This is a genomic window from Streptomyces reniochalinae (assembly GCF_003323735.1).
Classification (GTDB): domain Bacteria; phylum Actinomycetota; class Actinomycetes; order Streptomycetales; family Streptomycetaceae; genus Streptomyces; species Streptomyces reniochalinae.
The window spans coordinates 214,220-240,285 of sequence record NZ_QOIM01000030.1; the positions used below are offsets into that span (position 1 = coordinate 214,220).

Here is a 26,066-nt window from a genome sequence, read left to right on the forward strand (position 1 = left end):
TAGGGGCTCGGTCAGCGTCCCGGCGACAGGTACGGGGTCAGCAGCCGGCCCACCCGGGCCAGGGCGGGGGGTTCGCCCAGGGCGCTGTGGGTGCAGGGCAGGTCGTGGACGGTGAGGGGTCCGGTGATCAGGGAGCGCCAGGCGTCGGGGGTGGGGCGTGGGGAGGGGGAAGCGAGGGGGTCGGGTTCGGTGGCGCGGAGGTAGAGGGCCGGGCCCTGGTAGACGGACGGGGTGTAGGTCGGCAGCAGGGCCGCGTAGTGGGACAGCATGCGGGTGACGGCGCTCAGTTGGGTCTCCTCGGCCAGGCCCGAGCCGAGGGCCTCGGTGACCAGGCGGCGGACCAGGTGGGGGTGCCCCGCGGGATCGACACGCAGCTGCGGGTCGATGGGGGCGGCGTCCAGCAGGGCCAGCAGCTCCACCTCCTCGCCCTCCCTTTGGAGGTGCGCCGCCACCGCGTGGGCCAGCGCGCCGCCCAGTGACCAGCCCAGCAGCCGGTAGGGGCCGCGGGCCTGTACGGCGCGGACGCGGGCGACGTACTCGCGGAGCAGACCGGGGAAGGTGGCGGCGAGGGGCTCGCCGGTGTCGCGCAGCCCCTGCGCCTGGAGGGCGTGGACGGGAACGGACGGCGGCAGGTGCGGGGCGAGGGTGGCGTAGCACCAGCCGAGCCCGCCGGCGGGATGGACGCAGAACAGCGGCCGGTCCCCGCCGCCCGCGCGCAGGGGCAGCAGCATGGCGTAGGCGTCGTCCGTGGTGCCGCACGGGTCGCTCGCGGTGTCGAGGAGCTTCGCCAGCTGGCCGGGTGTCGGCGCGTGGTAGAGCGCTCCGAGCGAGACGTCCGCGCCCAGTTCGGTGCGGATGCGGTTCAGCAGGCGGGTGGCGGTCATCGAGTGGCCGCCCAGGGCGAAGAAGTCGTCGTCCAGGCCGGTTTCGCCGACTCCGAGTACGGCGGCGAAGAGGGTGCACAGCGTGCGTTCGCGGGGGGTGCGGGCCGCGCGCGGGGCGGCGTCCGCCGCGGGGGGTGCCGTCGCGGTTCCGGTGGGCAGGGCGGCGCGGTCCAGTTTGCCCTGCGGGGTGAGCGGCAGCGCGTCGTGGGTGACGTACACGGCGGGCACCATGGCGGCGGGCAGGCGCCCGGCCGCCCAGGAGCGCAGTTCGGCGCCGACGAGGCCGGTGGCGGGCTGCGTGTCGTCACCGGGCGCGCGCGGCGCTGGCACGATGTGCGCCGCCAGGTGCAGCGGGCCTTCGGGGGATCCGGTGCGCTGCGCCGCGACGGCCACGTGGGCGACGCGGGGGTGCGAGGCCAGTACGGCCTCCACTTCGCGGGGTTCGATGCGGACGCCGCGCAGCTTGATCTGCTCGTCCGCGCGGCCCAGGTAGGCGAGCATGCCGTCGTCGGTCCAGCGGGCGAGGTCGCCGGTGCGGTACATCCGCGCACCGTCCCCCTCCTCGACGTCCCGCCGGTCGCCCGCCCCCGGCCCGTCGTCGCCGCCGGCCCGTCCCGCGTACGGGTCCGGCACGAAGCGCTCCGCCGTCAGCGCGTCGGCGCCCAGGTAGCCGCGCGCCACCTGGGCGCCGCCCAGGTACAGCTCGCCGCGTGTTCCGGGGGGCACCAGGCGCCCGCAGTGGTCGAGCACGTAGGCGCGGACGTTGTGCTGGGGCCGACCGAGGACGGGCTCGTCCCGCCGCGCGTCGAGGCGGCACCACACGGCGTCCACTGTGCACTCGGTCGGCCCGTAGTAGTTGAGGACGGTGGTGGCGGGCAGGGCGCGCAGCCGCTGCCACAGCGCCTGGTCGAGCGCCTCGCCGCCGACCATCAGGGTGCCGGGCTGGTGCCCGCCGGGTGCGAAGAGGCCGACGTCGAGGAGTTGGCGCAGGTAGGAGGGGGTCAGGTCGAGGAAGTCGAGGCGCCATTCCTCGATCCGTGCGACGAGCGCGGCGGGGTCGTGCCGTACCCCGTCCTCGGCCAGGTGCACTTCGTGGCCCGCGGCCAGGAACAGCCAGGCCTCCCAGGAGGTGTCGAAGGAGAACGACGCCGTCAGCCCGGCACGCAGCTTCCTCCCGCCGCCGTCCCGCCCGTTCGCGGAGCGCTCCGCCTCGGCGATGAGGGAGACGAGGTGGTCGTGGAAGAGGTGGGTGAGCTGCCGGTGTTCGACGACGACGCCCTTGGGGCGGCCGGTGCTGCCGGAGGTGAACGCCAGGTAGGCGGCGTCGCCTTGGCGCGGGGGCCTGGACAGGTCGTGGGGCGCGGGGTCGGTGGCGGGCTGGGTTTCGAGCAGGCGCCGGGTCGGCGCCGCGTCCGTCACGACGACGGGCACGGCGTACCGCGGCCCGTCGGTGTACTCGGCGGGGAGGTGTGCGGCCGTCTCCTCGTGTGCCAGTACGCACAGCGGCGCGGCTTGCGCGAGCATCGTCCGGGTCCGTTCGGCCGGGTGCCCGGCCTCCAGGGGCAGGCAGGCGGCGCCGGTCTTGAGGACGGCGAGGAGCCCGACGGCGTAGGCCTCGGTGCGGGGCAGGCCGAGGGCGATCGTGGTGCCGGGGCCCGCGCCGCGGGCGAGGAGCAGGTGGGCGAGCCGGTTGGCTCGCGTGTTCAGCTGGTGGCGGGTGAGGACGGTGGAGCCGGTGGCGGGGCCGCAGACGACGGCGACGGCGTCGGGCTCCTCCCGTACGCGTTGCTCGAACTCGGCGTGCAGCGGCGTGGCGGGGACCGGCAGCGCGGGCCCGCGGCCCCAGGCGAGCACCTGGTCGCGTTCGGCCGCGGTCGCCAGGTCGATCTCGGCCACGCGGCGCGTGCCCTCGCAGGTGGCGAGCGTACGCAGCAGGGAGAGGAAGCGACGGTGGTGGGCGGCGACCTCGGCGGCCGGGTAGGTGTCGGGGTCGGCCTGGAAGTCGATGCGCAGGGAGCCGTCGCTGGGGCGGTCGTAGACGTTGACGCTCATCCCGGTGACGGGGCCGTTGGAGAGGTTGTGCAGGACGGCCGGGTGGCGGCCGAAGCTGACCTGCGGGTCGTAGACCATGACGTTGATGCCCCAGTCGGCCATGCCGCCCGCCAGCGTGGGGGCGGCCTTCAGCTCCCGCACCATCTCCCAGAAGGGGTACCGCTGGTGCCGTACCAGCCCCTTGGCCTGCGCCGCCGTGCGCCGCAGCAGGTCGCCGACGGTGCCTGCCGAGGGCGCCGGCACCCGCAGCGGCAGCACGTTGGCGAGCATGCACGGCACCTCGCGGGTGGCCCCGCCGCGTGCGGTGACGGTGACGTCGAGCATGACGTCACCAAAGGCGTCGGACCTGTCCTGGTCCAAGGAAGGCTGCTCGGACGAGGACCGCTCCGAGGCGGCCCCCGCTTGCCCGTCGGCGTGCTCCCGTCCGCCGAGCCGGTCCACGTACAGGGCCAGTGCCGCCATCGCCGCGGTGGCCAGCCCGGTACGGGCGCTCCGCGCCAGGGCGCGCAGACCTCGCGCGGCCTCGGCCTCGAGGTGTCCGCTCTCCCGCACGAACCGGCGTGCGGGGCGCAGCCAGTGCCGTGAGGCGTGCGCCGAGGTGCCCCAGGCGGCGAGCTGCTCGGCCCAGTAGGCGCGGTCGCGGGCCATGCGTGCGGAGCCGCGGTAGTCGGCCTCGTCGGCCAGCGCCTGCGCCAGGGGGGCGAGTTGCCCTTCGGGTACGGGGTCCCCGCTCTCCAGCGCGGTGTAGATCCGCGCGAGTCGCGGCAGGAAGAGCGTCATGGAGAAGCCGTCCATGACGATGTGGTGGATGGCCATGTAGAGCGTGAAGCGGTCGTCGGCCGTACGCAGCAGTGTGAAGGTGAACGCCCGCGCGTGCCGCGGGTCGACAGGGACGTCGAGGTCGGCCCACATCAGGGCGTGCGCTGCGGCGGCCGGGTCGTCCTCGCCGCGCAGGTCCACCAGCGGCAGCGGCCAGTCCTCGCACTCCTCGACGACCTGCCGCACGTGCTCCTCGGGTCCTGCCGCACCCTCGCGTTCGTCCGTGGTGAACCGGACGCGCAGCGCCTCCGTCTCGGCGACGGTGCGCCGCAACGCCCGCTCCAGCAGCCTCGGATCCACCGGGCCCTGGATCTCCAGGGCCTCGGCGGCCCGGAAGCACGGGTTGTTCGGGTCGAGTTGCTGGGCGTACCACATGCCTGTCTGCGCCGCCGTCAACGGCAGCCCTTCTCCGCTGCCGACCTGTCCCATCGAAACCAGCTCCCGATTGCGCCACACCGTCTGGGAGCACAACGAGAGGAGCAGTCAGAGGGCACCTTCCGACCGTGGCGCCGGTGTTCAGGCCCGTGCCGGCACCGCCGCGCGCCGGCTCGCGTACAGCGTGATGCCTCCCGCCAGCACCATGGCGCCCAGCGCCAGCGCGACGGTCGCGCTCCAGCCGCCCGCGGCGAACGCGGCGGCGCCCAGCGCACCGCCCAGGGAACTGCCCACGTAGTAGGACATCTGGTAGAGGGCCGATGCCTGTGCGGGGCCGTGGGTGGCGGTGCGGCTCACCGACCCCGAGGCCACCGCGTGCCCCGCGAAGAACCCTGCCGTGATCAGCACGAGTCCGACGACGACGGCGACCAGGCTGTCGGCGAGGCTGACGAGCAGGCCCGCGGAGGCGGTGCCGATCCCCAGGTACAGGGTTCCGCGTCGGCCCAGCCGGGCGTTGAGCCGCCCTGCGGTGGCCGAGGCGAGCGTGCCCACCAGGTAGATGACGAAGACGGAGCCCACCAGGCCCTGGGAGAGCCCGAAGGGGGCGGCCACCAGCCGGTAGCCGATGACGGTGTAGACGGCGCCGAAGACGACCATGAACAGCAGCCCGATCGCGTACAGCCGCAGCAGCAGCGGGTCGCCCAGGTGGGAGCGGACCGTCGCGGCGACCCGGCGCGGGTGCAGCGGTACGGGGGTGAAGTGCCGCGCCCGCGGTACCAGGAGCCGGAAGGCGACCGCGCACAGCAGGGAGGTGACGGCGACGGCACCGAGTCCGGCCCGCCAGCCCCACGCCTCGGTGACCCAGCCGGTGAGGATGCGCCCGCTCATGCCTCCCACGCTGTTGCCCGCCACGAACAGCCCGACGGCGCCCACCAGGTGGCTGCCGCGTACCTCGTCGGAGAGGAACGCCATCGCCGAGGCGGGCACGCCGGCCACCGCGGCGCCCTGGAGCGTCCGCAGGGCGATGAGGGCCGGCAGGCTGGGGGCGAACGGGACGAGGAGTGCGAGCGCGACCGCCACCGCCATGGAGACGGTCAGCATCCGGCGCCGGCCGAAGCGTTCGGACAGCGCGGCCAGCGGCAGCACGGCGACGGCCAGTCCGACGGTCGCGCCGGAGACGGTCCAGCTCGCCTGGTCGGGTGAGGCGTGCAGCGAGCGGGAGATCTCGGGGAGGAGCGCCTGGGTGGAGTAGAGCAGAGCGAAGGTCGACAGCCCCGCGGCGAACAGCGCGAGGCGCATCCGCCCGTGACCGGGGTCGCCGGGGCTCAGCTTCGTCGCGTCGGCGGCCTTTGTCGTCCCCTCGGCAGGAGGCGAAGAGGCGTCCACCGGCTGGGTGGACGCCCCGGTATCGAGAGCAGGCATGGCTCGAACGTACGAACTCTCCTCTCATCCGTCCAATGCATGGAAGTGCGAGAATCGATGCACGTCCGCATCACCGCAGGTAAGGGCCGTCCGTGTCACCTTCTCGTAGCGTCGAAGACAGCTCTGTCACACCGTGGCCGGCCTCGGCCGCCGCGACGGCGCCCTCGGTGTACGCGCTCACGCCCCGCCTCGCGCAGTTCGCGGCCGTCGCCCGCCACGAGCACGTCACCCGCGCCGCGCAGGAACTCGGCATCCCGCAGTCCTCCCTCAGCCGGGCCCTGGCCCGGCTGGAGACCGACCTGGGCGTGGCCCTCTTCGCCCGCCACGGCCGCACCGTATCCCTCACCCCGGCGGGCCGCACGTTCCTGGCCGCCGCCGAGCGGGCCCTGACCGCCGTCGAGCAGGGCGCCGAGGCGGTGCGCTCGGACGCCGATCCGGCCACCGGCAAGGTCGCCTTCGGCTTCCTCCACACCCTCGGCTGGGAGACGGTCCCCGAACTGCTGCGCGCCTTCCGCGCCGACCACCCGCGCGTCCGCTTCGCGCTCGTGCAGAACTACGGCGACGCCATGCTGGAGCGGCTCCGCGCCGGAGAGCTCGACCTGTGTCTGACCTCTCCCGTCCCCGACGCCCCCGACCTGGTCGCCCGCCGCCTGGACGAACAGCGGCTGCGGCTCGTCGTCCCCGACGACCACCGGCTCGCCACGCGCAAACGGATCCGGCTCGCAGAGGCCGCCGAGGAGTCCTTCGTCACCCTGGAACCCGGCTACGGCATGCGGCGCATCCTGGACACGATGTGCGCCGAGGCCGGGTTCAGCCCCCGCATCGCCTTCGAGGGCGAGGAGGCCGAGACCATCCGCGGGCTGGTCGCCGCCGGGCTGGGCGTCGCACTGCTGCCGCCGCCCGTCTTCCCCCGGCCCGGCGTGCGGGAGGTGACGGTGACCGCGCCGCGCGCCGTCCGCGAGATCGGGCTCGCCTGGTCCGCCGGGCGCCCCGACACCCCGCCGGTGGCCGCCTTCAAAGCGTTCCTGCTCAACCGCAGGGGCCGGCTCCTGCGCGCCGAACCCACCCACCACCCCGCCCTGGAGGACAACCGATGACCCCTCACCCGAACGGCCCCGACGGCGCCCATGGCCACGGACACGGCCACACCCACGGACACGGCCACGGGGGCGACCCCGCCGGTGCCGAGCCCGACTGGGAGGCCCTCGCCGAGCACCTCGAACGCGAGGCCGAACTGGGCGTGCCGTTCCTCGAAGAGGCCGCCGCCTGGCTGCACGACCTCACGGGCAGCCGCGAGGTGACCCGCGTCCTCGACCTGGGCAGCGGACCCGGCGTCTCCACCACCGCCCTCGCCCACGCCTTCCCCGGCGCCGAGACGGTGGCCGTGGACAGCGCCCCCGGGCTGCTGGAGCGCGCCCGCGCCCGCGCCGCACGCGAGGGGCTCGCCTCCCGGATCACCACCCGCTCCGCCGAACTCCCCGACGACGTCCCCGACCTGGGCACCGCGGAGCTGATCTGGACCAGCAACGTCGTCCACCACCTCGGCGACCAGCGCGCCGCCCTGGGAACGTTCGCCGAAGCGCTGCGCCCCGGCGGGGTCCTCGCCGTCCGGGAACGCGGGCTGCCCACCCGCTACCTGCCCCGCGACATCGGCCTCGGCCGCCCCGGCCTCCAGGCACGGCTGGACGCCGCAGAGGAGGACTGGTTCACCGCCATGCGCGCCGAACTGCCGGGCCACACCCGCACGGTGGAGGACTGGCCCGCGCTGCTGGTCGCCGCCGGGCTGACCCCGACGGGCAGCCGCACCTTCCTCACCGACCACCAGGCGCCCCTCGACCCGGTCGCCCGCGCCCACGTGCGCGGCCGCCTCGAACGCTTCCGCACCGGCCTCGCCGACACCCTGGACGCCGACGACCTCGCCACCCTCGACACGCTCCTGGACGACACCTCGCCCGAAGGCGTCCTGCGCCGCCCCGACGTCTTCTTCCTGACAGCGACGACCGTGCACACGGCGGTACGTACCTGACCCCGCGGCGCCTCACACGCCCGCCCGCGCAGGGGTTAGCGCAGGCTCTTGCCGAAGCCGCTCGCCAGCGGCATCCGCAGCCCCAGGGGCGGCGGAGCCGCCAAGGCGTCGGTCAGGGGCCTGCACAGGTCGCGGGCACACAGCGTGCCGAGGACGAAGTCCCGGGTGAGCGCGGCGACCTCGGCGGCGTACCCGCGCAGCCCGTGCCCGTCCGTGTGGACCTCGAACCGGCACACCTGGGCGTTGACCTTCTTGGCGCGCTCGGCGAAACGGAAGGACAGCTCCGGGTCGCTCCGCGCGTCGTTGGTGCCGTGCACCAGCAGCACGTGACGGCCGCGCAGGTGCCGTACGGGCTCCGCGTCGTCCGTGCCGTCCGCACCGTCGGCGCTCTCCAGCACCGGCCCGAGCGCCACGACGGAGACCACCGCGGGGTGGCCGGCGGCGCGCAGCGCCGCGCGCCCGCCGATGCCCCTGCCGACCAGGCAGACGGGCACGTCACCGTACCGGCGTACGACCTCTTCGACGGCCCACTCCGCGTCCTCGGCATACGCGCACCCGGCGTGCCGGGACCGGCTGTCCGTGACGGTCCGGATCTCACCGACGGACCCGGTGCCGTCGCCCGCCGGCCTCTCGGCGGAAGGCGCGTCGGCGGAGGGCGCGTCAGCGTGCGGCGTCTTGGCGTGCGGCGCGTCGGCGGCAGGCCGGGGCCCGCCGACGTCCTCACCACCGCCTGCGCTCCGGGCCTCGGCCCCGCTCGTGGCCCCGGCCCCGGCCCCGCTCCTCACCGAGCCCTCTCCCGCACCCTCGGCGCCCGAGGCGGAGCGGGCCTCTTCGGGCGCGTCGGACGACGGGCCCGAAGACGTGTCCCGGCGGGTGGTGGAGCGGTAGTGGACGACGTGCGCGGCCAGCGGGTCGTCCCGCGAGCCGGCGCGCCCCAGCCGGCGCGCCAGCGGCACGGCGGCGGCCGCCGCCAGCGCGGGGCCACGGAGCGCGCCGCCGCCGTCGCCCGGCAGGACGAGGACGACGGCGTGCGGTGCCTGCCCCACGGCCCCGTGGGGCCGTCCCAGGCGTGCTTCCCTCTCGGGCAACGCTCGCTGAGCCATGGCGCAACAATGGCACGCCGCCGTGCGGAGGGAAGGGAGTTGGCGCAAGGGAGTGGGGAAACCGGGTGGAAACCCCGTGGAAACCCGGGGACGAGGGCCCCGAGCGCCCCGGCCCGGGACCACCGCCTCCATGAGGGCCCCACCGCCCTCCACACGGGCCGGTCCTCCAGCATCGAGGACCCTCCGTCCACCGCGGACCCTCCCAACGGAGCCGCCCTTCCCTACGGAGCCGCCCCTCCTCGCCCCGCCCCTCCGGGCCCGGCGACCGCACGGAATTGGACAACCCCGAAAACTCTCCATCGTCCCCATGCGTTCTACGCGCGTAGGAGCTAGAGTGCCGTGATGGTAAGCGAATCCGAGAGCACCGTCCCCCAGGGAGTCGTCCCCGCGGGTGTCGTCCCCACAGCGGAGCAGATCCGCCGCGCACCGAAGGTTCTGCTCCACGATCACCTCGACGGCGGGCTGCGCCCCGCGACCATCGTCAAACTGGCCCGCGAGACCGGTTACGACGCGCTGCCCGAGACCGACGCGGGACGGCTGGAGAGCTGGTTTCGCGAGTCCGCCGACTCGGGCTCCCTGGAGCGCTATCTGGAGACGTTCTCGCACACGGTCGGCGTGATGCAGACCCGCGACGCGCTCTTCCGCGTCGCCTCGGAGTGCGCCCAGGACCTGGCCGCCGACGGAGTCGTCTACGCCGAGGTCCGCTACGCGCCCGAACAGCACCTGCTGGGCGGCCTGACGCTGGAACAGGTCGTCGAGGCGGTCGACGAGGGCTTCCGCGAGGGCGAACGGCTGGCGCGCGCCGCGGGCCACCGCATCCGGGTCGGCGCGCTGCTGACGGCGATGCGGCACGCGGCCCGCGCGCTGGAGATCGCCGAGCTGGCCAACCGCTACCGCGACCTGGGCGTGGTCGGCTTCGACATCGCGGGTGCGGAGGCGGGCCACCCGCCCACCCGGCACCTGGACGCGTTCGAGTACCTCAAGCGCGAGAACAACCACTTCACCATCCACGCGGGCGAGGCGTTCGGGCTCCCGTCGATCTGGCAGGCGCTCCAGTGGTGCGGCGCCGACCGGCTCGGACACGGCATGCGCATCATCGACGACATCCAGGTCGGCGACGGGGGAGACGTCAAGCTCGGCCGCCTCGCGGCGTACGTGCGCGACAAGCGGATCCCGCTGGAGCTGTGCCCCTCCTCCAACTTGCAGACCGGCGCGGCGCCTTCGTACGCCGAGCACCCCATCGGGCTGCTGCGCCGGCTCCACTTCCGCGCGACGGTCAACACGGACAACCGGCTCATGAGCGGCACCAGCATGAGCAACGAGTTCGGGCACCTCGTGCGGACGTTCCGCTACACGCTGGACGACATGCAGTGGTTCACCGTCAATGCCATGAAGTCGGCGTTCATTCCTTTCGATGAACGTCTCGCCATGATCAACGACGTCGTCAAGCCGGGATACGCGGCCCTCAAGTCCGAGTGGCTCTTCCCCTCCGCCGCCGTCTGACCCCCGGTGACCAGCGCTTCCGCCGCCGGCCCGCGCCCAGCGGACGGCGGCGGAAGACGCCGGGCGCCCCGCCGCGCATCCCGGTTCGACGGCGACTTACGGCGCCGCCCGCGTGTTTGCGACTCCTCGGAATTCCTGGCTACGTTCGCCGGGCTGCTCAGGCCCCCGGGCCGCTGGGGCCCCTCACCGGGGCGCTGGGGCCCTGTTCGAGCTGCTCAAAGCCCCCACTCCGAGGACGTAAACACTGATGAAGCAGGTAGCCAAGAAGACCCTGGGTGTCGCCGCGCTGGGTGCGGCCGCCGTCGTGGCCGGCGCGGGTTCCGCCTCCGCCGCCCCCACCGACATGCTCGGCGGCGCCCCCGCCGGCCAGGCCCTCGGTCCGGTCACCGAGACCGCGGGCAAGACCGTGGGCGGCCTTCCCCTCGAGGAGGCCACCCAGGGCCTGCCGGGCGGGCTGTCCCAGCCGGTGGGCGTCGCCCAGCAGGCGCTGTCCGGGGCGCTGACGGGCACCCCGCTGGACGCGACCGAGACGGTGGCCGACAACGCGCGGAAGTCCACCGGGGGCAAGAGCTCGGCCCCCGGCGGCGGCATGCTCGGCGGCCTGCCCCTCGGCAAGGCCCTCCCGGTGGGCGGCTCCCACTGACGCAGCGCGGCGGCGGCCGCCGCTGAGACAGGCGGCGGACGGACGACGGCGGGCGCCCCCTCCCGGGGCGCCCGCCGTCGTGTGTCGGTGCGGGTCCCACCTGCCGCGGCCGCAGGCGCTCGTGCCGGTGGCCCCGACCGTGGTCAGGTGGGCGTGCGGGGAGCCGGCGGGGTCACCACGCGGACCTGTGGTGCTGCCGCTCGTTGGGGAGCAGCACCCACAGCGCCAGGTAGAGCAGGCACTGCGGTCCGGGCAGGAGGCACGAGACGAGGAAGAGGACGCGCATCGTGGAGGGCGTGGTGCCGAAGCGCCGCGCGAGGGCGGCGCAGACGCCGCCGATCATGCGCCCTTCTTCGGGGCGGGCCAGTGCGGGCATGAGGGCTGCTCCTTCGTCGGTCGTTCCGTCTGTTCTTCCGACGATAGAACGGACCAACGGGATGAACATCGCACTACGGTGCCATCCCGACCCTGGTGGCTCTCGGGGGAGACCCCTGAGAGGTCTCCTCCCGCAGGCGTACACCGGTGTCGGTCTGACGTATGGCCGACCGGGACCGCTGCCCGCCGTCCGGCAGGCGGTCTCCTCCGCGGCGTCCGTCCCTGGGGCGCAGTCCGCGCCGCACCAGCGGGAAGACGAGCCCGGCCGCCAGCGCCACTCCCGCGGTGTTCAGCAGCACCGTGTCGACGTCGACGAGCTGCCCCGACACCCCTGTCCGCACCAGCGTGAGCCCCACCGACAGCATCGCCCCGGCGAAGGTGGTGCGGGCGAGAGTGCCGGGGAGCCTGCGGTGCAGGCGTCCGGTGGCCAGCGGCAGCAGCACTCCGAACGGCGCCGGCAGCAGCAGAGCGGGGCCCAGCTCCAGCAGCGCGGCCCGCGGCCCGTCGGCGAGTTCGGCGCGGATGGTGGCCAGGGGGTGCAGGTTGGCGGGCGCCATCCAGGGCACCGAGAGGGGGCGCAGCATCAGCCAGCCGACGAGACACAGGTGTGCCGCCAGCAGGAGGAGTCCCGCGGCGCGGATACGGGAGGCGGAGGTCAGGCCGCCGGAGCCAAGGCGCTGCACGTCATCAAGGACGCCGCCGCGTTCCGTCGCGGTTCCTGCGCGGTGTCCTGGGCGGGTCAGGACTGTGTCACACACGTGTCCCGACTTCACGCGGCCGTCCGGGTCGCGGCTTCGCGCCGCCGTGCGGATGTCGGCTCGCGCCGCTGTGTGGATGCTGGCCGGGGCCGCTGTGCGGGTCGCGGCTTCGCGCCGCCCTTCGGGTGCCGGATCCCGTCGCTGTACGGGCCCCGGGCCGCCGCCGTACGCCCTGCTGACGCCGCACGAGCGCCCCGCGCCCTCTCCGGCCCCGTGGCCGCAAGGCCCCGGGCCCCGGGCTCCGGGCCCCGAGGTCGCAAGGCCCGCGCGGGCCGGCCGCGCCAGGGCCCCGTGGCAGGCAGCGGGTGCCTCAGTGGCGGGGGGCGCTCACACCTGCGTACCCGCCGTCTCGGCCGCCTCAGGCCGAGCCCGCAGCGCCGCGTCGCACTCGTAGCGCTTCAGCGGTGCCTTCGTCTCCCCGGCCGCGTCCTCGTCGCCGTCGTCCGAGGGGGAGCCGGCCGGGCCGCCGAGGACCACGCCGTCGTCGGCGTCGGCCGCCGCGGTGTCCGCGTACGTGCACACCAGCTGTGCCAGCGCGAACGACGGCAGCTCGTCCGGCGGCCTGTTCAGCCGCAGCGCCTCGTCAGGGTCGCCTTCGGCGCCCGACTCGACCGTCAGGCCGTCGGGCACGTCCGTGGTGAATCCCGCCGCGCCTTCCAGGGTGCGCGGCTGCCGTTCGAGCTCCTGAAGCAGCTTCCGCGCCACCGGCAGCCGCTGCGCGGACGAGCGGCCCTGCGGCATCCGTACCTCCCGCTCGACGGGCGAGACGCGGGTGCCGCACACCAGGTAGACGCGGACGAGCGACCGGGCGTCGCCGGCTCGCGGGCTCTCGTGCTCGTCGGGCAGCACGCAGCCCACCCGTGAGGGAGCCGCTCCCGCGTCCACGGGTACGGAGGTGGCGCGGATGCCGCACCCGGTCGCCAGCGCGGCGAGGACGCACAGGAGTATGAGCGGTGCCGGGCGCCCGCGCCGGGTCCCGGCAGGTGTCCGGGTGAGCTGCCCCGGCGGTGACTGCTTCCGCCGTGCGGAGCGGCTCATCGGTCTTCTCCCTCGTCCTGAGCGCGGTCGCTGCCGTGGCAAGGGCGCTCGTCGGTGCCTTCGCCGTTCTCGCGCTCCCACTCCTCGGCGACCCGGCGGGCGTCCCTGGGCAGGTGGAGGGTGAAGACCGCGCCGCCCTCGCCGCGGGGGGCGTTGTGCGCGGTGATCTCCCCGCCGTGGATGTGGGCGTTCTCCAGCGCGATGGAGAGGCCGAGTCCGCTGCCGTCGGAGCGGGGGCGGGAGGCGCTCGCCTTGTAGAAGCGGTCGAAGACGTGCGGCAGTACGTCCTCGGGGATGCCGGGGCCCTGGTCGGCGACCTCGATGGCCAGTTCGTCGCCGCCCCCGCCCCCGGGCCGCTCGCGGGTGTGCACCGACACCCGCACCGGGGAACCGCCGTGCTTGAGGGCGTTGCCGATCAGGTTGGCGAGGATGACGTCCAGCCGGCGCGGGTCGAGCCGGGCCATGATGCCCCGGTCGGCGTCCAGCTCCACCGCGTCCAGCCAGGCCCTGGCGTCGATGCAGGCGGTCACCTGGTCGGCCACGTCCACGTCGTCCAGCACCAGCCTGGCCGTGCCCGCGTCGAAGCGGGTGACCTCCATCAGGTTCTCGACCAGGTCGTTGAGCCGCCGCGTCTCGCTGACCACCAGCTGTACGGCGGGCGCGATCATCGGGTCGAGGTTGTCCTGCTCCTCCTCCAGCACCTCGGTGACCGCGGAGATCGCCGTCATCGGGGTCCGCAGCTCGTGCGACATGTCGGCGACGAACCGCCTGCTGGACGCCTCCCGCGCGCTCAGCTCGGCCACCCGCTGCTCCAGCGAGGCGGCCGCGTCGTTGAACGTCCGCGACAGCTCGGCCAGCTCGTCCGTGCCCGAGACCCGCAGCCGCGTCTCCAGCTTCCCCTCGCCGAGCCTGCGCGCCGCCTCGCCGAGCCGCCGCACCGGGCGCAGTACCGTCGTGGCCGCGGCCTGCGCCAGCAGCATCGCGCCGATCAGCGCGAGCCCTGTGGCGATCCCCAGCGACCAGCCCAGCGAGCTCAAGTCGTCCCGCTCCGGGGCCAGCGACTTGAGCAGGTACCCCGTCGGTGTGGGCTCTTCGCCGATCACCTTCGCGCCGCCGACCAGATACGGGTCGCCGTCCAGCGTGATGCGCTGCCAGTACAGGTGGTAGGGGTGCTTGTTCTGCTTGGTGACGGGGCGTTTCTCCTCGACGGCGTGGCGCAGCCGGTCCGGCACGTCCACCAGGGCGAAGTCGTCCTGGTTGGAGGCCGCGGCGCACCGCTTGCCGCTCTCCGTCTCGTCGACGAGCAGCACCTGGTAGTTCTGCGAGCTGCGTGCCATCTTCGCGGCCGCCTCGCGCAGCTGCCGGCAGTCGACCTTGCGGGGCAGGTTGCCCGCGTTGTCCTCCATCGCCTTGCGGAAGTCGTTGAGCGCCGCGTTCTGGGCGCGGGTGAGAACGGCGTCGCGGTTGAGCCAGTAGGCGATGCCCGAGGCGGAGACCGCCGCCGTCAGTGCCACCAGCGCGAAGACGACGACGAGGCGGAGCCGCAGCGACGGCAGCAGACCGGCGAGCCGGGAGCGCAGCCGCACGCCGAAGGAGGGAGCGTCGGTCACTGCGCGGTTCCGTTCTCCATGCTCGTGAGGTCCTGCGTACTCGTGCGGTTCCCCGAGCTCGTAAGGTCCTGCGTACTCGTGCGGTTCTCCGCGCTCGTGAGGTCCTGAGCGCGCGTACGGTTCCCCGTGCTCGTACGGTCGGTCACTGCGGCGGGTCCAGCCGGTAGCCGACGCCTCGCACCGTGCGGATCAGGGTGGGGGAGGACGGCACGTCCTCGACCTTGGCGCGCAGCCGCTGCACGCAGGCGTCCACGAGACGCGAGTCGCCCAGGTAGTCGTGCTCCCACACCAGACGCAGCAACTGCTGCCGGGAGAGGGCCTGCCCGGGGCGTCTGCTCAGCTCCAGCAGCAACCGCAGCTCGGTCGGCGTCAGTTGCAGGTCCTCACCGTTCTTGGTGACCGTCATCGCCGCGCGGTCGATCACCAGCGAACCGAAGGTCGCCGCATCGTTGGACTCCCTCTCGCCGCGCCGCATGACCGCGCGGATCCGCGCGTCCAGCACCCGGCCCTGCACCGGTTTGACGACGTAGTCGTCCGCACCGGACTCCAGGCCCACGACGACGTCGATGTCGTCGCTGCGCGCCGTCAGCAGGATGATCGGCAGCTGGTCGGTACGGCGGATGCGGCGGCACACCTCGAAACCGTCGATGCCGGGCAGCATCACGTCCAGCACGATCAGATCCGGGCGCTGTTCGCGCAGCAGCTTGAGGCCGTCCTCACCGGACGCGGCGGTCACCACGCGGTGCCCCTGGCGGGTCAGACCCATCTCCAGGGCGGTACGGACAGCGTCATCGTCCTCGATCAGCAACAGGAAAGACACGCGCGCCATTCTGGCCCATGGCGGCCCCATACTTCGACCGGCGGTCGGCAGCCGGCAGCGACACGCCCCGCGACCTGGGCACTGTGTGACCCGCCTGCCCTTGTGACACCGCTGTGACAGACGGGGGACCTCGCCATGAAATCGGGGCGGCAAGGTTTATCCCACAAGCAAGCGACCGGTTGGCTCCAAGGGGGCGCGAGATGAACACACTGCACAGCTCCAACACCAGCGCAGTCCTTCACACGCGTCTGCACGTCCCTTCGGTTCCCGCCACGCAGAACCGGTCGGAGAAGTCCGGAGCCGAGGCGGGCACGGCCCTGCTGGAGCACGGCCGGGAGCCCGGGGGAGCGCGGGGGTGCCGTGGCACCGGACGGATGCGTACGCGAACGGTCTTCGGGCCCGCGGTCGAGGGGCTGCGGGGAGACACCCCGGGGGGGAAGACGGGGGACCGGGGGGAGCCGGGTCACACCGGCGACACGGGGGAGAACGGGAGCGCGGGGGGCTCCCGGGGCAGTGGCGAGTACAGGGAGTCGGCGGCTCTCGGCGCCGTCGGAGGGTCCGGGGGGACCTCGGAGGCGGACGCGGACGCCGAAGCGGCGTTCACCGCGTACGTGCGCGAGCGCCGCGCCTCCCTGTACGCCACCGCCTACCACCTGACCGGCGACCGGTTCGAGGCGGAAGACCTGTTGCAGAGCGCGCTCTTCTCCACCTACCGCGCCTGGGGGCGGATCACCGACAAGGCGGCGGTCGGCGGCTACCTGCGCCGCACCATGACGAACCTGCACATCAGCGCCTGGCGCCGCCGGAAGCTCAACGAGTACCCGACGGAGGAGCTGCCCGAGACCGTGGGCGAGCAGGACGCGATGCGCGGCACCGAACTGCGCACCGTCCTGTGGCAGGCCCTCGCCCGGCTGCCCGAACTCCAGCGCACCATGCTGGTCCTGCGCTACTACGAGGGCCGCACCGATCCGGAGATCGCGGACATACTCGACATCAGCGTCGGCACGGTGAAGAGCAGCATCTGGCGCTCCCTCCGCCGCCTGCGCGACGACGAGGTCCTCAGCTTCGGCCGTGACCAGGAAGAGAGCTTCGACGAACTGGTCGCCTGACCGAAGCGACCGCACACACGTCCACCTGACCCCGCGGGGACATGGGGCACAGGGGGATACGGGGGAAACAACGGGGGTACGGGGGACAACGGGGAAAGGGAGAGAGCGGTTCCGCCTGGACAGGGGGTCCAGACGGAACCGCTTTCTCGTGTCTCCGCCCGCCGGACAGGGCCGGTACCGCACCGTGTTCCCTCTCACCTCCGTGCGGTCGCCGGGGTCAGGTCCGTGGCCGTGCGCAGGCGGGTGATGCGGGCATGGGCCTCGGTGTGGGCGCAGGGGGTGGCGCCCAGGGCGCGGTGGCGGGCGACGAGGGCGGGTTCGGCGCGCATGAGGCGCCAGCCCCTGCGCAGCAGGACGGGCAGCGGCTTACGGGCCTCGCGGATGTCGCGCAGGAGGCGGCGGCGGAACGTGGTGGAGGGGCGGCCCCGCAGGCAGATGGCGTCGGCCAGCAGTCCGAGGGCCGCGCAGCGGGCGGCGATGTCGGCGGCGAAGATGCCCTCCGCGATGAAGAGGGGCGAGCCGGCGAGGGCGAGGTGGTCGGTGCCGGTGCGGGCGCTGCGGGACAGGTCGTAGCGGGGCGCGGTGGTGGCGCCCTCGCGGCACAGCTGGGCGATGGCGCGTACGGCGGCGTCGGCGTCCCAGGAGAGGGGCGAGTCCCAGTCGACGGCGGCTCCGAGGAGGGGGAGGGTGGGGTCGTCCCCCTCCTTGTAGAAGTCGTCGAGGCGCAGGACGGGCAGTCCGCTGCGGGCGGCAAGCCGGGTCTTGCCGGAGCCGGAGGGTCCGGTGACGAGCACGACCCGGGCGAGGGTGGGCGCGGCCTCGTGCGCCGGGGCGGGGACCTGGTCGGGGGCGGCGGTGTGGGGCGTCGTGGGAAGGGCGTCCGGTGCGAAGGCGGTGGTCGGTGCAAGGCTCTCGTCCTGCGCGGGTACGTCCGCTGCGGACGCGGTCCGTGTGGGGGCGCCGCAGGTGTCGCTGGAGTCGGTCACGGGCAACGATTGTCCGTCATGCACCCGGCACGTTCGAAGGCCCGTACGCAAGTGGGATACCCGGCTCCTGTTACCGCCAGGCGGGTGGGCGGACCGGTGCGGCGCTGCGCGGCCTGCGCGCGGCCTACACCGGCTCGGGTGCGCGCGCTCTTCGAGGGGCGCGCGGCCCCCTGCCGCCTCGCGGTGGAACCGGCCGCCGCGACCCGCGTACCGCCCCTCCCGGAAACCGTCCCTGGACAGGGAGAATGGCGTCCCGGACATCCGATGGAGAAGGGAGGCCCTTCCGTATGGCACAGGAAGTACGCGGGGTCGTCGCACCCGGCAGGAACGAGCCCGTGCGGGTCGAGACGATCGTCGTGCCAGAACCTGGCCCCGGCGAGGCCGTCGTCCAGGTGCAGGCGTGCGGTGTCTGCCACACCGACCTGCACTACAAGCAGGGTGGGATCAGCGACGACTATCCCTTCCTCCTCGGGCACGAGGCGGCGGGTGTCGTGGAGGCCGTCGGTTCGGGTGTCACGGATGTGGCGCCCGGCGACTTCGTGGTTCTCAACTGGCGCGCGGTGTGCGGCCAGTGCCGGGCCTGCAAGCGGGGCAGGCCCTGGTACTGCTTCGACACCCACAACGCCGAGCAGAAGATGACGCTGAAGAGCGACGGGCGCCAGCTGGAGCCGGCGCTGGGCATCGGCGCCTTCGCCGAGAAGACGCTGGTCGCTGCCGGGCAGTGCACGAAGGTGGACCCGTCGGTCTCGCCCGCCGTCGCCGGGCTGCTCGGCTGCGGGGTGATGGCCGGGATCGGCGCCGCGATCAACACAGGGCAGGTGACCCGCGGCGACTCGGTGGCCGTCATCGGGTGCGGCGGTGTGGGCGACGCCGCGATCGCGGGCGCGCGGCTCGCGGGCGCCGCGCGGATCATCGCCGTCGACATCGACGAGAGGAAGCTCGCCACGGCGGAGAAGATCGGCGCCACCCACACGGTCAACTCCTCCACCGCCGACCCCGTCGAGGCGATCCGCGAGCTGACCGGCGGGTTCGGCGCCGACGTGGTCATCGAGGCGGTCGGCCGCCCGGAGACGTACAAGCAGGCGTTCTACGCCCGCGACCTGGCGGGCACCGTCGTCCTCGTCGGCGTGCCCACGCCTGAGATGACGCTGGAGCTGCCGCTGCTGGACGTCTTCGGCCGGGGCGGCTCCCTCAAGTCCTCCTGGTACGGGGACTGCCTGCCCTCGCGGGACTTCCCCATGCTGATCGACCTGCACACGCAGGGCCGCCTGGACCTGGGCGCGTTCGTCACCGAGACGATCAACCTGGACGAGGTGGAGAAGGCGTTCGAGCGGATGCACGCGGGCGACGTGCTGCGTTCGGTGGTGATGCTGTGATGGCGGCCCGCATCGATCACCTCGTCACCAGCGGCGAGTTCCGCCTCGACGGGGAGACGCACCAGGTCGACAACAACGTGTGGATCGTCGGCGACGACACCGAGGCCGTGGTCATCGACGCCGCGCACGACGCCGACGCCATCGCTGAGGCGCTGGGCGGGCGCACGTTGCGGGCGATCGTGTGCACGCACGCGCACAACGACCACGTCGACGCCGCCCCCGAGCTGGCCGACCGCACCGGTGCGCCGATCTGGCTGCACCCGCACGACATGCCGCTGTGGAAGATGACCCACCCGGACCGCGACCCCGACGGTGAACTCGCCGACGGCGACGTGGTCTCGGTCGCTGGCGCCGACCTGACCGTCCTGCACACCCCGGGACACGCGCCGGGAGCCGTCTGCCTGTTCGCGCCGAGCCTGGGCACCGTCTTCACCGGCGACACCCTCTTCCAGGGCGGTCCGGGCGCGACGGGACGCTCCTTCTCCGACCACCCGACGATCGTCCGCTCGATCAGGGAGCGCCTGCTGACGCTGCCGCTGGAGACGGTGGTGCGCACCGGGCACGGGGACAGCACGACGGTCGGGGAGGAGGCCGCGAACGTGTGACGAGGTGACGGCCTGGAGGGCTACTGCCGGTAGCCCTCCAGGAAGCGGCCGATGCGCGAGATCGCGGCGTCGAGGTCGTCGGCGCGCGGCAGCGTGAGGACGCGGAAGTGGTCGGGGTGGGCCCAGTTGAAGCCCGTTCCCTGGACGACCTGGATCTTCTCGCGGAGCAGCAGGTCGAGGACGAAGCGCTCGTCGTCGTGGATCTTGTGGACCTCGGGGTCGAGCCGTGGGAACGCGTACAGCGCGCCCTTGGGTTTGACGCAGCTGACGCCGGGGATCTCGTTGAGCTTGCGCCAGGCCACGTCGCGCTGTTCGTGGAGCCGGCCGCCGGGCAGGACGAGTTCCTCGATGGACTGGCGTCCGCCGAGCGCCGCCTGGATGGCGTGCTGGGCCGGGGCGTTGGGGCACAGCCGCATCGAGGCCAGCATGGACAGGCCCTCCAGGTAGTCGCGGGCGTGCTGCTTGGGGCCTGAGACCAGGAGCCAGCCGGAGCGGAAGCCGGCCACCCGGTAGGCCTTGGACAGCCCGCTGAAGGTGAGGCAGACCAGGTCGGGGGCGAGGGTGCCGACGTGGTGGTGGGCGGTGCCGTCGTAGAGGATCTTGTCGTAGATCTCGTCGGAGAAGACCATCAGGCCGTTGCGCCGCGCCAGGTCGAGGATGCCCTCCAGCACCTCGCGCGGGTAGACGGCACCCGTGGGGTTGTTGGGGCTGATGATGACGACGGCCTTGGTGCGCGGGGTGATCTTGGCGGCCATGTCGTCGAGGTCGGGCAGCCACTCGGACTGCTCGTCGCACACGTAGTGCACCGCCTTGCCGCCCGCCATCGTCGTCACGGCCGTCCACAGCGGGAAGTCGGGTGAGGGGATGAGGATCTCGTCGCCGTCCTCGACCAGCGCCTGCACGGCCATCGACACCAGCTCGGAGACGCCGTTGCCGAGGTGGACGTCGTCCACGTCGGCCTCGGGGAAGCCGCGCTGCTGGTAGTGCTGGGCGACGGCGCGGCGCGCGGGCAGGATGCCGCGCGACTCGGTGTAGCCGTGCGCCTGGGGGAGCATCCGCACCATGTCCTGGATGATCTCCTCGGGCGCCTCGAACCCGAAGAGCGCCGGGTTGCCGGTGTTGAGCCGCAGCACGCTGTGCCCGGCCTCCTCCAGCGCGTCCGCCTGTTCGATGACCGGACCGCGGATCTCGTAACAGACCTCGCTGAGCTTGTTCGACTGCCGGAACTCCATGCTCGCCCACCCTCCTGCGCCTCACTTGGTTACTTGGTTCTACCAAGCCCGAACTTGGAAAGTCCAACCACATGTCTAGACTGACGGGCATGCAGAGCCACGCCGGCCCCGGCCGATCACGCCGCAGTTACGACCAGTTCTGCGCCCTCGCCCGCGCCCTCGACTCGGTCGGTGACCGCTGGACGCTGCTCATCGTCCGCGAACTGCTGGCCGGACCTCGCCGCTACACCGACCTCCACGCCGACCTGCCGGGCGTCAGCACCGACATGCTGGCCGCCCGGCTCAAGCACATGGAGGCCGAGGGGCTGGCCGAACGGCGCCGCCAGCCGCGCCCGGCCACAGGTCACGTCTACGAACTCACCGCACGCGGCCGCACCCTGCTGCCCGCCCTGACCGCGCTCGCCGCCTGGGGAGCCCCCGCGCTGGGCAAGCCACGCCCCACCGACGCGGTACGCGCCCACTGGTGGGCCCTCCCGCTGCGGGACGCCGTGCGGCGGGCGCTGGCGGGCGAGGGCTCGGGACACGTCGACGTCCTGCTGCCCGAAGGGGCCTTCCACCTGTGGCTCGGGGAGCCTGATGCGACGGACGCGGGGTCCGTCTACGCGGAGGGCCCCGCGCCCGGAGGAGCCGCGGTGCGGCTGGAGTTGGACGCCGACGCGTGCGCCGCCCTCGCCGACGGCTCCCTGACGCTGGTGGACGCGGTGCGGACGGGGACGGTGCGGGTGGCGGGGAGCGGCCGCCGGGCCCGGAAGCTGCGGGGAGAGTGACGGCACCGCCCCGGTAGGGGAACGCGGGCGTGGGCTCACCTACCGGCCTGGCCGCCGTGGCGAGGGAAAAAGGGGCCGGAGGAGGCCGCCACGGCCCCTCCGGCCCCTCCTCAGGTGAGCGTCAGGCGCCGACCGGGTGCCAGACGGTCTTCGTCTCCAGGAACGCCGTCATCCGCTCCAGGCCGGGGTCGGCCGTCCAGTCGGCCGGGCCCGCCGTCGGCCGGAGCACCCGCTTGAGGTTCTCCGCGGCGGCGGCCTCCAACTCGGCCGCCAACCCGCCCTCCGCGCCCGCCAGGTCGATCGCGTTCACGTCCTGGTGCGCGGCCAGCGGGCGGGCGATCTCGGCCGTGTCGCCGGACAGGACGCCCACGACGCCGCCCGGCAGGTCGGAGGTGGCCAGCACCTCGGCCAGGGACAGCGCGGGCAGCGGGGCGTCCCGCGAGGTGACGACCACCGCCGTGTTGCCGCCGACCAGCACGGGCGCGAGGACGGAGACGAGCCCCAGCAGCGAGGAGCGCTGCGGCGCCAGCACGGCCACCACGCCCGTCGGCTCCGGGGTGGAGAGGTTGAAGAAGGGGCCGGCGACCGGATTGGCGCCGCCGACCACCTGGGCGAGCTTGTCCGACCAGCCCGCGTACCAGACCCAGCGGTCGATCGCCGCGTCCGTCGCCGCCTGGGCCTTCGCCTTCGAGAGCCCCTCGGCCGCGGCCACCTCTGCGGCGAACTGCTCCCGGCGGCCCTCGAGCATCTCCGCGATGCGGTAGAGGATCTGCCCACGGTTGTAGGCCGTGGCACCCGACCAGCCGCCGAACGCCTTGCGGGCCGCCACGACGGCGTCCCGAGCGTCCTTGCGCGAGGCGAGCGGCGCGTTGGCCAGCCACTGGCCCTTTCCGTCGGTCACCTCGTACACCCTGCCGCTCTCGGAGCGGGGGAACTTCCCCCCGACGTACAGCTTGTAGGTCTTCAGGACGGCCAGCCGCCCCCGTGACGTCTCAGGCGTGCTCAAGGTAGGCCTCCAGACCGTGCCTGCCGCCCTCGCGGCCGTAACCCGACTCCTTGTAGCCGCCGAACGGCGAGGTCGGATCGAACTTGTTGAAGGTGTTGGCCCACACCACCCCGGCCCGCAACCGGTTGGCCATCTTCAGGATGCGCGAGCCCTTCTCGGTCCAGATGCCGGCGGAGAGGCCGTAGGGGGTGTTGTTCGCCTTGGCGACCGCCTCGTCCGGCGTGCGGAAGGTCAGCACGGACAGCACGGGGCCGAAGATCTCCTCGCGTGCGATCCGGTGCGCCTGGCTGACGTCGGTGAAGACGGTCGGAGCGAACCAGTAGCCCTCGGACGGCAGCGCGCACGGCGCCGACCAGCGCGCGGCGCCCTCCGCCTCGCCCGCGTCGGCCAGCTCGGTGATGCGGGCCAGCTGCTCGGCGGAGTTGATCGCGCCGACGTCGGTGTTCTTGTCGAGCGGATCGCCGACGCGGAGGGTGGCCAGCCGTCGTTTGAGCGCGTCGAGCACCTCGTCGTGCACCGACTCCTGGACCAGCAGGCGGGAGCCCGCGCAGCAGACCTGGCCCTGGTTGAAGAAGATGCCGCCCACGATGCCCTCGACGGCCTGGTCGAGCGGGGCGTCCTCGAAGACGATGTTGGCGCCCTTGCCGCCGAGTTCGAGCGTGAGCCGCTTGTCCGTGCCCGCGACGGTGCGGGCGATCTGCCTGCCGACGGCGGTCGATCCTGTGAAGGCCACCTTGTTCACGTCGGGGTGGGCCACCAGCGCCGCGCCCGTCGCCCCGTCCCCCGTGACGATGTTGACGACGCCCTTGGGCAGCCCGGCCTGGCGGCAGATGTCGGCGAAGAACAGCGCGGACAGCGGCGTCGTCTCGGCCGGCTTGAGGACGACCGTGTTGCCTGCGGCCAGCGCCGGAGCGATCTTCCAGGCCAGCATCAGCAGCGGGAAGTTCCAGGGGATGACCTGCGCGGCGACGCCCAGCGGGCGCGGGTCGGGGCCCAGCCCCGCCCAGGAGAGCTTGTCGGCCCAGCCCGCGTAGTAGAAGAAGTGCGCGGCGACGAGGGGAAGGTCGGCGTCGCGCGACTCGCGGATCGGCTTGCCGTTGTCCAGTGTCTCCAGCACCGCCAGCTCGCGGGAGCGCTCCTGGATGACGCGGGCGATCCGGAACAGGTACTTCGCGCGCTCGGTGCCCGGCAGCGCCGACCAGGGGCCGAACGCGGCGCGGGCCGCCCGCACCGCCGCCTCGACGTCCTCCTCACCGGCGTGCGCGACCTCGGCCAGCACCTCCTCGGTGGCCGGGGAGAGCGTCTTGAAGACCTTGCCCGCCGCGGCCTCGCGGAACTCGCCGTCGACGAACAGCCCGTAGGAGGGCGCGAGGTCGACGACGGCGCGGGACTCGGGCGCGGGCGCGTACGCGAACAGCTGCGACGCCGCGGCGGTCGCCGACGGGTCCTGCGGGGTGGTGTCGTTGTCGGTCATGCTCAGTCCACCGTCACGTAGTCGGGACCGGAGTAGCGTCCCGTGGTCAGTTTCTGGCGCTGCATCAGCAGGTCGTTGAGCAGGCTGGAGGCGCCGAAGCGGAACCAGTCGGGGCTCAGCCAGTCGCCGCCCGCCGTCTCGTTGACCAGCACCAGGTACTTGATCGCGTCCTTGGCCGTCCTGATGCCGCCCGCCGGCTTCACACCCACCTGCCGCCCGGTGGACGTGCGGAAGTCGCGGACCGCCTCCAGCATGAGCAGCGTGTTCGGTGGCGTCGCGTTGACGGCGACCTTGCCCGTGGAGGTCTTGATGAAGTCGGCGCCCGCGAGCATGGCCAGCCAGGAGGCGCGGCGGATGTTGTCGTAGGTGGCCAGCTCGCCGTTCTCGAAGATCACCTTCAGGTGCGCGTCGCCACAGGACTGCTTCACCTCGCGGATCTCCTCGAAGACCTGTAGGTAGCGGCCCGAGAGGAAGGCGCCGCGGTCGATCACCATGTCGATCTCGTCCGCTCCGGCCGCCACCGCCTCGCGGGTGTCGGCGAGCTTGACGGAGAGCGCGGCGCGACCGGCGGGGAAGGCCGTGGCGACGGACGCCACCTTGACCTCGTCCGCCCCGGCGTCGGCCAGCGCCCGCTTGGCGGTGGCCGCCATGTCCGGGTAGACGCAGATGGCCGCGACGCGCGGCGCGGTGCGGTCGCCCGGATCGGGGCTCGCGCCCTTGGCACACAGGGAGCGGACCTTGCCAGGGGTGTCGGCGCCCTCGAGGGTCGTCAGGTCGATCATGGAGATCGCCAGGTCGAGCGCGTACGCCTTCGCTGAGGTCTTGATGGATCGGGTTCCCAGCGCCGCTGCCCGGGCTTCCAGCCCGACCGCGTCGACACCGGGGAGTCCGTGCAGGAAGCGGCGGAGAGCGGCGTCGGAGCTCGTCACGTCGGGGAGGGTGCCCCTCCCGGCGTCGCGAGGGGCCGCATCGGTAGGCATGCTCACCAGAGCACCATATCTACGCGCGTAGTCGCGTGTCACCCCTCGGAATCGGAAAGGGGCCGACCGCGAGGGGAGGGGCCTGCACCGAGGGGAGGGGACCTGTACCGAGGGGGGCCTGCACTAAGGAGAGGGCGCTGCACCGCGCGAGGGCGCTGCGTCGTCGGGGGAGCGGTGCCGTCGACGGGAGGGCGTTGCGTCGACGGGAGAGCGGTGCCGTACACCGACGGAAAGCGCTCGTGCCGGAGCCGTCCCGAGGGGCGGCCGCGCGGCGGAGCCGCCGGGGGCGGCTCGGGGAGTGTTTCGATGCCGTACCGCAATGCCCGCCATGCGGACGGTCGGGCACAATCGATCGCATGACGAGCGAGGACAAGCGCCAGGACGACGGCCCCGAGGGCCAGGGCGACGGGGGCCGAGCCGCGGGGGAGGAGTTCCCCGACCGGGTCTACCGGTCGCCCGCCGGAATGGCGGGCGGCATCGTGCTGCTCGCCATCGGCCTCTGGCTGGCCGGTGACGCCGTCTTCGGCGGCGAGGGCCGCACCCCGTGGCTCGCGCTCGCAGGGCTGCTGCTCGCCGTCCCCCTCGTCGTCGCCTTCACGCTGCGGCCCGCCGTCTTCGCGGGCGAGCGGCGGATGAAGGTGCGCAACCCCTTCCGCACCGTCGAGGTCCCCTGGGGCACGGTCGAGACGATCCGCGCCGGCTACTCCAGCGAGGTCGTCGCCGACGGCACCAAGTACCAACTGTGGTCGATCCCCGTCTCGCTGCGGGCCCGTAAGAAGGCGACCCGGCACAACGAGCGCGTCGCCACCGGAAGGCCGCCCCTCTCTCGTGCCGGGCTCTTCGGCGGACGCGGGGCGCCCGACCTCCCCGCCGAGGCCGACGCGAGTGAGAAGCGCGCCCCCTCCGACCAGGCGGTCGACGAGCTGCGTGCGCTGGTGGACGACCACGGCGCCAAGGAGAAGTCCCAAGGCGAGGTCACCGTCCGCTGGTCCTTCGAGGTCCTCGCCCCCGCGCTGGCGGGCGCCGTGCTCCTGGCGGTACTGCTCGCGACGCAGTGACCGCAGGGCGCCCCGGCCGGATGCCCGGTGCCCCGACCGGGATCG

Annotated in this window: 22 protein-coding genes; 9 read left to right on the plus strand and 13 right to left on the minus strand. The window is 73.5% G+C overall.

Annotated elements, in window-relative coordinates; all coding sequences use genetic code 11:
* Positions 1-11: 11 nt before the first annotated feature.
* Both DQ392_RS11775 and DQ392_RS11780 read right to left on the minus strand, forming a co-directional pair.
* Positions 12-4,184, minus strand: coding sequence for a non-ribosomal peptide synthetase (locus DQ392_RS11775; RefSeq protein WP_114015495.1), 4,173 nt, complete (start codon positions 4,182-4,184; stop codon positions 12-14).
* An 87-nt stretch (positions 4,185-4,271) separates the two neighbouring features.
* Positions 4,272-5,552: an MFS transporter gene (locus tag DQ392_RS11780; protein WP_114015496.1), complete on the minus strand. Its 1,281-nt coding sequence runs from the start codon at positions 5,550-5,552 to the stop codon at positions 4,272-4,274.
* A gap of 92 nt (positions 5,553-5,644) precedes the next feature.
* Between DQ392_RS11780 and DQ392_RS11785 the strand changes: the two genes are divergently transcribed.
* Both DQ392_RS11785 and DQ392_RS11790 read left to right on the plus strand, forming a co-directional pair.
* Positions 5,645-6,649, plus strand: a complete 1,005-nt coding sequence (locus DQ392_RS11785; protein ID WP_425470515.1) for a LysR family transcriptional regulator — start codon at positions 5,645-5,647, stop codon at positions 6,647-6,649.
* Entirely contained in the window at positions 6,646-7,578 is a 933-nt protein-coding gene (locus tag DQ392_RS11790) for a class I SAM-dependent methyltransferase (RefSeq protein ID WP_114015498.1), read from the plus strand. The genes DQ392_RS11785 and DQ392_RS11790 overlap by 4 nt, the downstream gene beginning before the upstream one ends.
* A 35-nt stretch (positions 7,579-7,613) precedes the next feature.
* Here the strand turns inward: DQ392_RS11790 and DQ392_RS11795 are convergent, their stop codons facing one another.
* Complete coding sequence (locus DQ392_RS11795; RefSeq protein WP_425470520.1) at positions 7,614-8,363, minus strand: alpha/beta hydrolase family protein; 750 nt, start codon at positions 8,361-8,363, stop codon at positions 7,614-7,616.
* Between the two features lie 660 nt (positions 8,364-9,023).
* Between DQ392_RS11795 and DQ392_RS11805 the strand changes: the two genes are divergently transcribed.
* Positions 9,024-10,184, plus strand: coding sequence for an adenosine deaminase (locus tag DQ392_RS11805; RefSeq protein ID WP_114015499.1), 1,161 nt, complete (start codon positions 9,024-9,026; stop codon positions 10,182-10,184).
* 247 nt (positions 10,185-10,431) lie between these two features.
* Entirely contained in the window at positions 10,432-10,827 is a 396-nt protein-coding gene (locus DQ392_RS11810) for a hypothetical protein (protein WP_114015500.1), read from the plus strand.
* Positions 10,828-10,999: 172 nt separating this feature from the next.
* On the opposite strand, the gene DQ392_RS11815 is transcribed toward DQ392_RS11810, so the two are convergent.
* The 5 genes from DQ392_RS11815 to afsQ1 form a co-directional block, all read right to left on the minus strand.
* Positions 11,000-11,203, minus strand: coding sequence for a PspC domain-containing protein (locus DQ392_RS11815; RefSeq protein ID WP_114015501.1), 204 nt, complete (start codon positions 11,201-11,203; stop codon positions 11,000-11,002).
* A gap of 73 nt (positions 11,204-11,276) precedes the next feature.
* Complete coding sequence (locus tag DQ392_RS11820) at positions 11,277-11,885, minus strand: VanZ family protein (protein WP_114015502.1); 609 nt, start codon at positions 11,883-11,885, stop codon at positions 11,277-11,279.
* Between the two features lie 402 nt (positions 11,886-12,287).
* Positions 12,288-12,998 carry a hypothetical protein gene (locus DQ392_RS11825; RefSeq protein ID WP_245981370.1) on the minus strand — a complete coding sequence of 237 codons (711 nt, stop codon included), beginning with the start codon at positions 12,996-12,998 and terminating at the stop codon, positions 12,288-12,290.
* Positions 12,995-14,608, minus strand: coding sequence for a sensor histidine kinase (locus DQ392_RS11830; RefSeq protein WP_114015503.1), 1,614 nt, complete (start codon positions 14,606-14,608; stop codon positions 12,995-12,997). The genes DQ392_RS11825 and DQ392_RS11830 overlap by 4 nt, the downstream gene beginning before the upstream one ends.
* Before the next feature lie 142 nt (positions 14,609-14,750).
* The gene (gene afsQ1, locus DQ392_RS11835) at positions 14,751-15,428 is read right to left on the minus strand and encodes a two-component system response regulator AfsQ1 (RefSeq protein ID WP_181856384.1); all 678 of its coding nucleotides are present in this window, start codon (positions 15,426-15,428) and stop codon (positions 14,751-14,753) included.
* 200 nt (positions 15,429-15,628) lie between these two features.
* On the opposite strand from afsQ1, the gene DQ392_RS11840 reads away from it, so the two are divergent.
* A complete protein-coding gene (locus tag DQ392_RS11840; protein WP_114015505.1) occupies positions 15,629-16,537 on the plus strand; it encodes a SigE family RNA polymerase sigma factor in 909 nt (302 codons plus the stop codon).
* A 194-nt stretch (positions 16,538-16,731) separates the two neighbouring features.
* On the opposite strand, the gene DQ392_RS11845 is transcribed toward DQ392_RS11840, so the two are convergent.
* A complete protein-coding gene (locus DQ392_RS11845; RefSeq protein ID WP_114015591.1) occupies positions 16,732-17,331 on the minus strand; it encodes a uridine kinase family protein in 600 nt (199 codons plus the stop codon).
* 479 nt (positions 17,332-17,810) lie between these two features.
* Between DQ392_RS11845 and DQ392_RS11850 the strand changes: the two genes are divergently transcribed.
* Positions 17,811-18,899: an S-(hydroxymethyl)mycothiol dehydrogenase gene (locus DQ392_RS11850; protein WP_114015506.1), complete on the plus strand. Its 1,089-nt coding sequence runs from the start codon at positions 17,811-17,813 to the stop codon at positions 18,897-18,899.
* Entirely contained in the window at positions 18,899-19,504 is a 606-nt protein-coding gene (locus DQ392_RS11855; protein ID WP_114015507.1) for an MBL fold metallo-hydrolase, read from the plus strand. Before DQ392_RS11850 ends, DQ392_RS11855 begins: the two co-directional genes overlap by 1 nt.
* 20 nt (positions 19,505-19,524) lie before the next feature.
* On the opposite strand, the gene DQ392_RS11860 is transcribed toward DQ392_RS11855, so the two are convergent.
* On the minus strand, positions 19,525-20,736 hold the full coding sequence (locus DQ392_RS11860) for a pyridoxal phosphate-dependent aminotransferase (protein ID WP_114015508.1): 1,212 nt from the start codon (positions 20,734-20,736) through the stop codon (positions 19,525-19,527).
* An 89-nt stretch (positions 20,737-20,825) separates the two neighbouring features.
* Here DQ392_RS11860 and DQ392_RS11865 point away from each other — a divergent pair, with 89 nt between their 5' ends.
* Positions 20,826-21,503, plus strand: coding sequence for a winged helix-turn-helix transcriptional regulator (locus DQ392_RS11865; RefSeq protein WP_114015509.1), 678 nt, complete (start codon positions 20,826-20,828; stop codon positions 21,501-21,503).
* 121 nt (positions 21,504-21,624) lie between these two features.
* Here the strand turns inward: DQ392_RS11865 and DQ392_RS11870 are convergent, their stop codons facing one another.
* The 3 genes from DQ392_RS11870 to deoC are packed head-to-tail and all read right to left on the minus strand — an operon-like array spanning position 21,625 to position 24,963.
* Positions 21,625-22,509 carry an aldehyde dehydrogenase family protein gene (locus DQ392_RS11870; RefSeq protein WP_114015510.1) on the minus strand — a complete coding sequence of 295 codons (885 nt, stop codon included), beginning with the start codon at positions 22,507-22,509 and terminating at the stop codon, positions 21,625-21,627.
* Positions 22,496-23,983 (minus strand): aldehyde dehydrogenase family protein, encoded by a 1,488-nt coding sequence (locus tag DQ392_RS11875; RefSeq protein WP_114015511.1) that lies wholly within the window; start codon positions 23,981-23,983, stop codon positions 22,496-22,498. Before DQ392_RS11875 ends, DQ392_RS11870 begins: the two co-directional genes overlap by 14 nt.
* A 2-nt stretch (positions 23,984-23,985) precedes the next feature.
* The gene (gene deoC / locus DQ392_RS11880; RefSeq protein ID WP_114015512.1) at positions 23,986-24,963 is read right to left on the minus strand and encodes a deoxyribose-phosphate aldolase; all 978 of its coding nucleotides are present in this window, start codon (positions 24,961-24,963) and stop codon (positions 23,986-23,988) included.
* A gap of 356 nt (positions 24,964-25,319) precedes the next feature.
* Here deoC and DQ392_RS11885 point away from each other — a divergent pair, with 356 nt between their 5' ends.
* Positions 25,320-26,021, plus strand: a complete 702-nt coding sequence (locus DQ392_RS11885; RefSeq protein WP_114015513.1) for a PH domain-containing protein — start codon at positions 25,320-25,322, stop codon at positions 26,019-26,021.
* The last annotated feature ends 45 nt before the right edge of the window (positions 26,022-26,066 follow it).